Source organism: Vibrio sp. 10N.261.52.C2 (genome assembly GCF_041471425.1).
In the GTDB taxonomy this organism is placed as follows: Bacteria; Pseudomonadota; Gammaproteobacteria; order Enterobacterales; family Vibrionaceae; genus Vibrio; species Vibrio crassostreae_C.
Map to the genome: position 1 here is coordinate 25,237 of NZ_JBFROH010000004.1, position 6,712 is coordinate 31,948.

The following is a 6,712-nucleotide window of genomic DNA, read 5'->3' on the forward strand; positions in this document are numbered from 1 at the left end:
GTCTTTATGTAAATTGTATACAATAAAAAATACATAAAGGAAGTCACATGGAACAGAACAGTGAATTGATCTACGGATTAGACGATCGACCATCAGTTAAAGCAGCCAGTTACGCAGCGTTGCAGCATGTATTAGCCAGTTTCGTTGGTATTATCACGCCCACACTCATTATTGGCGGTGTGCTTGGGTTGGGTGAGCACATTCCTTATCTGATCAGCATGGCACTCATGGTGTCTGGGGTCGGTACCTTCATTCAAGCGAGAAAAATAGGGCCAGTTGGTGCAGGGATGATTTGTGTCCAAGGAACCAGCTTTGCGTTCTTAGGATCTGTATTAGGTGCGGGCTTCCTTGTTAAAGCGAATGGCGGTGGTCCGGATGAAATGCTGGCGACCATTTTTGGTGTTTGCTTCTTCGGTGCGTTTGTCGAAATTGTCCTATCGCGTTTTATCGAAAAGCTGAAAGTGGTGATCACGCCCGTTGTGACCGGAATCGTTATCACCACAATTGGCATCTCTTTGATTAAAGTTGGCGTCACTGATATCGCTGGTGGTGTTGGTGCAGAAGATTTTGGTTCTGGAAGCAACCTGATGTTGGGTGCGATTGTGCTCGGAACCATAGTGGCACTTAACCTAAGCAACAACACCATGGTAAGGCTGTCGTCGATTTTAGTCGGATTGGTTGTAGGGTGGGGCGTTGCTATTCTGATGGGCAAAGCGTCGATGGTTTCTTTTGCATCTCAACCGCTATTGAGTATCCCTGTCCCATTTAAATATGGCTTCGCTTTTGATTGGCAAGCCTTCCTGCCTATCGCTTTTATTTACTTGATTACCGTTATTGAAACCACGGGTGACCTTACCGCCAACAGTATGTTCTCAGGGCAGCCAGTTAAGGGGCCAAAATACATCAATCGACTCAAGGCTGGCGTGCTAGGTGACGGTGTGAACTCGCTCATCGCAGCGGTATTCAATACTTTTCCGAACACGACTTTCAGCCAGAACAACGGTGTGATCCATTTTACGGGGATCGCGAGTCGCTACATCGGCTACTTCATTGCCGCGATTCTTTTTCTGTTAGGGTTATTTCCCATCTTAGGTGCGGTTTTAATGACGATTCCAAAGCCAGTATTGGGCGGGGCGACATTAGTGATGTTCGGTACGGTTGCTGCGGCGGGCATCAAAATCATCGCCAATGAAAAACTGGATCGCCGCAGAATTATGACGATTGCCATCTCACTAGGCTTAGGGCTTGGGGTGATGCTAGTGCCGGATTTATTGAAAGAAGCACCCAAGCTAGTGCAAAGCATATTTGGGTCACCTGTAACCATGTCTGGTATTGCCGCGCTTGTGACTACCGGGTTGATGTCTTTGGTGCCTGAAACAAAAGCCAAGCAGATTTCGAACGTCGTACAGACCAGTAAAGCGTAACGGGCTTCTTCGTGCTGAACTAAGGATGTTTAACTAGAGCCACATGACATATGTGGCTCTCAACTTTAACTTATTGTGTGACGTGTTGGCATCTCACTTAACTTGGTAAATAACATAAAATTATCATTAATATAAATTATGATAATTTCACTTAATCGTCGTATCTCCATATACTCTCTCCATCGAAACGAAACACCGAAGCGAGTCTTCGAAAAATACAGAATTAAAGAGAATTTGGAGAAAGTTATGAAAATGAATCACGTAGGCATCATGGTTGGCGACATGGACAAAGCAGTCGAGTTTTACACAAAAGCGCTAGGTCTAAGAATCGTAATGAACAACACTAAAGTGATGGAAGAGCGCGAATCAGCAATCGGCCGCATGTGTATTGCAGTATTTGGTGAAGGCTTTAAAGGTTTCAACATTGCTCACCTAGTAACATCTGATGGTATCGGTGTTGAGATGTTCGAAATGGTTGACCGTGAAGAGCGTCACAACGTTGATTTCTCTCGCCTGGGCATTTTCCACTTCTGTCTACAGCTTCCTAAAGAGCAGTTTCATTCAGCGATTAAGCGTGTTGAAGAGTTTGGCGGTAAGGTTCGTATGGACATCATGCCTTACCACCCAGAAGACGAACTAAAACAAGCACAAATGGTTTACCTAGAAGACCCGTTTGGCAACCTGTTCGAGTTCTACTCGCACACATACGAAGACACGTACGCGACTGATTACGAGTAATCGCGTTACTACCTTCCATAAGGTAGATAAACCGAAACACCCCCTAAAGAGGATTGGTAGAGATACCAATCCTTTTTTGTGTTTGTGTGCTTTTTAAGTGCTCCATCATGTGGTGGTGGTTAATAAATCAACAACTTTAAGGCGTTGTTAAAGTTGACGTTTTGAAGATAAAACCTTTCATGAATATGACTGAAGCGAGCGTGCTTCATGAAAACATTGCGCAATCACACTAGTGATAGCCTTCGCTGAGAACTCATAATACTCAGTTCAATACTGCTGAACCGCACTACAATGAAAATAGATAAACATTACATGAAGAAGATCTACTGAAATAGCATGAAAAAACTAAACCTTATCTTTGCCGCTTTTCTTATTACTTTGCTTGCCGGATGCTCGTCACATGCGGCCGTCGATACTTCAAAAACAAAGGGCTATGCCAATTCACATGCGCTTGTGGGAGTGGCTTCTTGGTATGGCGATAAATTCCATGGAAAACTGACGGCAAGTGGTGAAACGTATAATAAAAACGCCTATACAGCCGCTCACAAAACCTTGCCATTTGGGACTATCGTGAGAGTGACCAATACAGCCAATAACAAGTCAGTCGATGTCAAAATTAACGATAGAGGCCCTTACGTAAAAGGCCGAGTGATTGACCTTTCCCACAAAGCATTTTCTCAAATTGGTGACGTTAAGAAAGGCGTAGTAAAAGTCAAAATTGAGATTATTGATGACAGCAACACTTTTCGATACAAACACTAGAATCCCCTCATAACCTCCCCTTGGTTTACATCTCCGATCCCTTACTGTAGTGGGGAAGGGGAGAAACAGAATCTCGATATCGGTGAATCAATAGCTCATTTACGCTTACTCAATAAGGCTACTTAGTAGCCTTTTTGTGCCTTTCGATAATTCATTTTAATAAGATTATCTCATTTCTAGTATGTGGGTTGATGATGTTATGTGGTCAATAAATCAGTGTCTTAGCTTTCTTATCATTAGGGTTCATTGAAATTCATTGTGAAATAATGAAAAGCTAACCTAATCCAAGTTGAGCTTTGGTGTGATTAACAGTGAAAGCCTAAGGGCAATTACATTTAGTTACTTACTGAAGTAAAACTGAAATATTAGTTACACGGTTCTGAAATTTTTGGTGTTTAGCTTATGGGCTTCTATATCGCATTTAAATAAGGAAATACCCGTGAAGCTAACCCCTGTCGTTGCAGCCGTAATTATGTCTTTCAGTTCAGCAAGTTTTGCTTTTAGCTTGCAACAATCTGCCAATGAAAACAGTGAAGATCTCGTATGGACAGGGCACCTAAGCCCAGACAGCGACACGGTAATGTCTGCGATGCTCGCGGCTCATATTTATGGTGGTACGGCGACAGTGCCTGAGCCGATTAATCCTGAATCGACGTTTATCTTGAACTACTGTAATGCAGAATCTCCACGTGTAGAGACAGATTACTCTTCATACCGAGTGGGGCTGGTTGACTTCAACCAAGTGACTCAATTAGCACCAACTATTGATCAAGCATCCATTGTGGCAGTGGTCGATCATCATGCGATTGGTGGCTCTCCAATTAACACCCCGCAGATTGTCGAGATGGATATCCGAGGTTGGGGTTCAGCTGCAACTATACTGGCTGACAATGCTGAAAAGCTCGATGTGACATTACCTAAACACCTCGCTTGTGTTGGCTTGGGTGCGATTCTTTCTGACACAGTGGTATTCCAATCAACAACTACAACAGATCATGATCGTGAATACGCAGAGAAGCTGGCGAAGGTTGCAGGCATTTCAGATATCGAAGACTTCGGTCAACAGATGTTGGTTGCTAAGTCAGATCTTAGCCACCTTTCATCTGAAACCATTCTGACGCTGGATTACAAAAACTTTAAGTACGGTGGCAAACAGGTGGGTATCGGTGTTGCTGAAACACTAATGGCTCAACAACTGATTGACCGTAAAGACGATCTTCTAGCAGCAATGAAGACTTACAAAAAAGAGAACGGGCTAGACCATCTGTTCTTTTCAATCACAGATACCAAGAACAAAGAAGCGAACTTATTGTGGGTGGATGAAAGCGACTATCAAGTCATCAAATCGGCTTTCAACGCTGAACCAACAAGTGACATGCTGACTTTGGAAGGTGTCACTTCACGTAAGCGCCAGATTGGCCCTGCGGTTCAAAAGGCAATTGAGAGCTTGTAAGTAGAAAGAGAGTTTGGAGGGGATTGGTAGAAATACCAATCCCTTTTTTAATTATTGGGCGTCTAAATGGGATTTGGACAAAAATGTGCCAGCGATTTTCCTAAATTAATAATTCATGGATAAATTAAAGGACGGCAAATCGTTAACTTTATATCCGCTATCGGTAGTACTGCTCATACAACCTACCGTTAGAGGTGGCGCCCTTCAATAAATACTCGTTCCAGGTAAAAAGTTCACAGTGCCTTGGCATCCAATTCTCGCTGTTAACTGCTAGTAGACTTATAACCACTTATAAATTAACGATTTAATGGGTTCTGTTTATTATCGAATTGTGACTAATTCTGTAGACATAAAAACCAGGTTACATAATAATCTCAATCAAATTTCTAAATGGATCAACCAATACCTGCGCTCTCAACACTAGATGTTAAGTGGATATTCATTTCACAACGGTTGGAAAGACCATTGCGCAAGTTATGGGTAATGAATCAAATCGGAAACATCATCATGTCACTCTCCATCATAAAAAAACAAATAGCAATTACGTTGCTATTGGCGTTATCAGGATGCTCATCATCCGTCACATCTTCTAGTTCAACTGTTCCATCTGAACCTGTAGTGATCGACCGCAGCTTCAAGCCTGTAATTGGAGATAGTTACGACAATTACCTTGTGAATAGCGCTCTTTCCCTTGCTGCCTTTAATGTTGCTCAACAATACCCAAGCATCAATACTGCTCGAAATTATTACTATGATCTTTACAGTGATGATGGCTGGAAAATTAAGTTAAGAGTGCTCCGAGACGATACTGACGGAATTTATGCGTTTCAATATAACTTCACTGATGAGGATAAAGTTGTAAATCTTGGTAACTTACCAAGGCAACTGCAACTTGAATACAAAAAGGCGTTAGAAATATACACGCCTGAAATGCAAGAACTACATCAACTCGCAACAAAATACAGACAAATTTATCGCCTTGTGAGCGATGCCAACCCTGACTTAGAACTAGAATCGGAGGTTGATTTCTACAGCTTAAGCAGGAAAAGCTATCCATTCATATCATTTAATGCAAAGGACAATCTTAGCACTCAAGTATCGGATCTTTCTGAAAGTATAAAGAGTGGTGCTAAAGCTGATTTCATTGACGCTCTTAAGTCTGACCGTTTTGTCTTTTGCTCAGGTAACCCTGATAACTTAAAACTGTGCACCAACAAAAAACCAGTTGAGCTTTACGGACTAAAGATGGGAATAAGCAGTAGCTGTGAGCTAACAAACTCGAGAGATTATTTATCATCTAGTTCTCCTTTTTACAGCTTTAATAACAATGGCAAAAATCCGATTTTTATCAAAGAGCAGAGGTACATAAAGGGTAATAACCTCTCCCTTCCAAAAATCGATAAAGTTAGATTTGCTTTCCTAGAATATGGGGAAGGCAAGTGTGAAGATAGATTGGTTTTAATCGAGACCTCGTTTAAAACCCAAAGTGAGTCCGTCTTCCAAGATGTTCGAAATTTTGTTGCAAGAAAAAACTACAAAGAGACCGGAATGGACATTCCGTATAACAAATACCGAACAAGGAGTGTTGATTTCAGATCTCAACAAACTGACATTTCCGTTAACCTTTCATACGAAGATAAGTATATGACGCTTCGTTACAAGCATGACTCATATAATTAACGGTCTTAAGTACTCGATGACCAATCCTAGTCATCGACTACTCATAAAAACGTGCTAACGGGTTGCCTAATTTTGACAGCGCTCATGATCTTAAATATGAGCGCAACAAGTCAGATTTAGTAGGTAATTAATTGTAAGTAAATGAATTATGAACTGATCGGTTAGATCAATACTAGCAAAAGCACACGAAATAGTTTGTTCTTACATTGAGAACGTAATCAAGTAAAACTCATAGTAGGTAAAAGCGTGTTTGCTATCGTCGGTTCATATAACCTCTGCGGAATGAAATAGCAGAGGAAAAGTGATAACTTTTATTGAAAATGATCAGACTTTATTGGAATCCAACAAACTATATTGTCCTCCGACAACTCGAACGACATTCAAGCTTAATATTAGGTTTTGTAGGGAAAACGCACGCTCTCAGAATTGTGTAGTGTATTTGATCTAACAGGTTTTGGGGCAAAGGCTAGTTACAACAGTAGCTGAAACGTCTCTGGACATAAACGTTTCAGCGTCTTCGCTAAATTAAGAAATTATGGATAACTACAAGTATCGAAAGTTGCTTAGCTTGGTATTCAGCATTAATAGTGCCGAGCAAAAGAAAGTAGTAAAGTAGTGAGACAAAAGAATTTGATGGCTTTGTTGCGTAATTCAA

At 41.3% G+C, this 6,712-nt stretch carries 5 protein-coding genes; all 5 read left to right on the forward strand.

From position 1 onward, the window contains the following. The first annotated feature begins 47 nt into the window (after positions 1-47). The 5 genes from AB4307_RS00910 to AB4307_RS00930 all read left to right on the forward strand — a co-directional run bounded on the left by AB4307_RS00910 (position 48) and on the right by AB4307_RS00930 (position 6,057). Complete coding sequence (locus AB4307_RS00910) at positions 48-1,424, forward strand: uracil-xanthine permease family protein (protein ID WP_372130814.1); 1,377 nt, start codon at positions 48-50, stop codon at positions 1,422-1,424. Positions 1,425-1,670: 246 nt separating this feature from the next. Further along, positions 1,671-2,162 carry a VOC family protein gene (locus AB4307_RS00915; RefSeq protein ID WP_017069627.1) on the forward strand — a complete coding sequence of 164 codons (492 nt, stop codon included), beginning with the start codon at positions 1,671-1,673 and terminating at the stop codon, positions 2,160-2,162. Between the two features lie 336 nt (positions 2,163-2,498). Further along, positions 2,499-2,924, forward strand: coding sequence for a septal ring lytic transglycosylase RlpA family protein (locus AB4307_RS00920; RefSeq protein WP_017068116.1), 426 nt, complete (start codon positions 2,499-2,501; stop codon positions 2,922-2,924). A 439-nt stretch (positions 2,925-3,363) separates the two neighbouring features. Then, entirely contained in the window at positions 3,364-4,377 is a 1,014-nt protein-coding gene (locus AB4307_RS00925) for a manganese-dependent inorganic pyrophosphatase (protein ID WP_017062680.1), read from the forward strand. Positions 4,378-4,842: 465 nt separating this feature from the next. Further along, complete coding sequence (locus AB4307_RS00930) at positions 4,843-6,057, forward strand: hypothetical protein (RefSeq protein ID WP_133151379.1); 1,215 nt, start codon at positions 4,843-4,845, stop codon at positions 6,055-6,057. Positions 6,058-6,712 lie beyond the last annotated feature (655 nt).

Bases quoted from the DNA above. Each gene is read 5' to 3' on its own strand.
- AB4307_RS00915 (WP_017069627.1), top strand. From the start codon at position 1,671: ATGAAAATGAATCACGTAGGCATCATGGTTGGCGACATGGACAAAGCA.
- AB4307_RS00920 (WP_017068116.1), top strand. From the start codon at position 2,499: ATGAAAAAACTAAACCTTATCTTTGCCGCTTTTCTTATTACTTTGCTT.
- AB4307_RS00910 (WP_372130814.1), top strand. From the start codon at position 48: ATGGAACAGAACAGTGAATTGATCTACGGATTAGACGATCGACCATCA.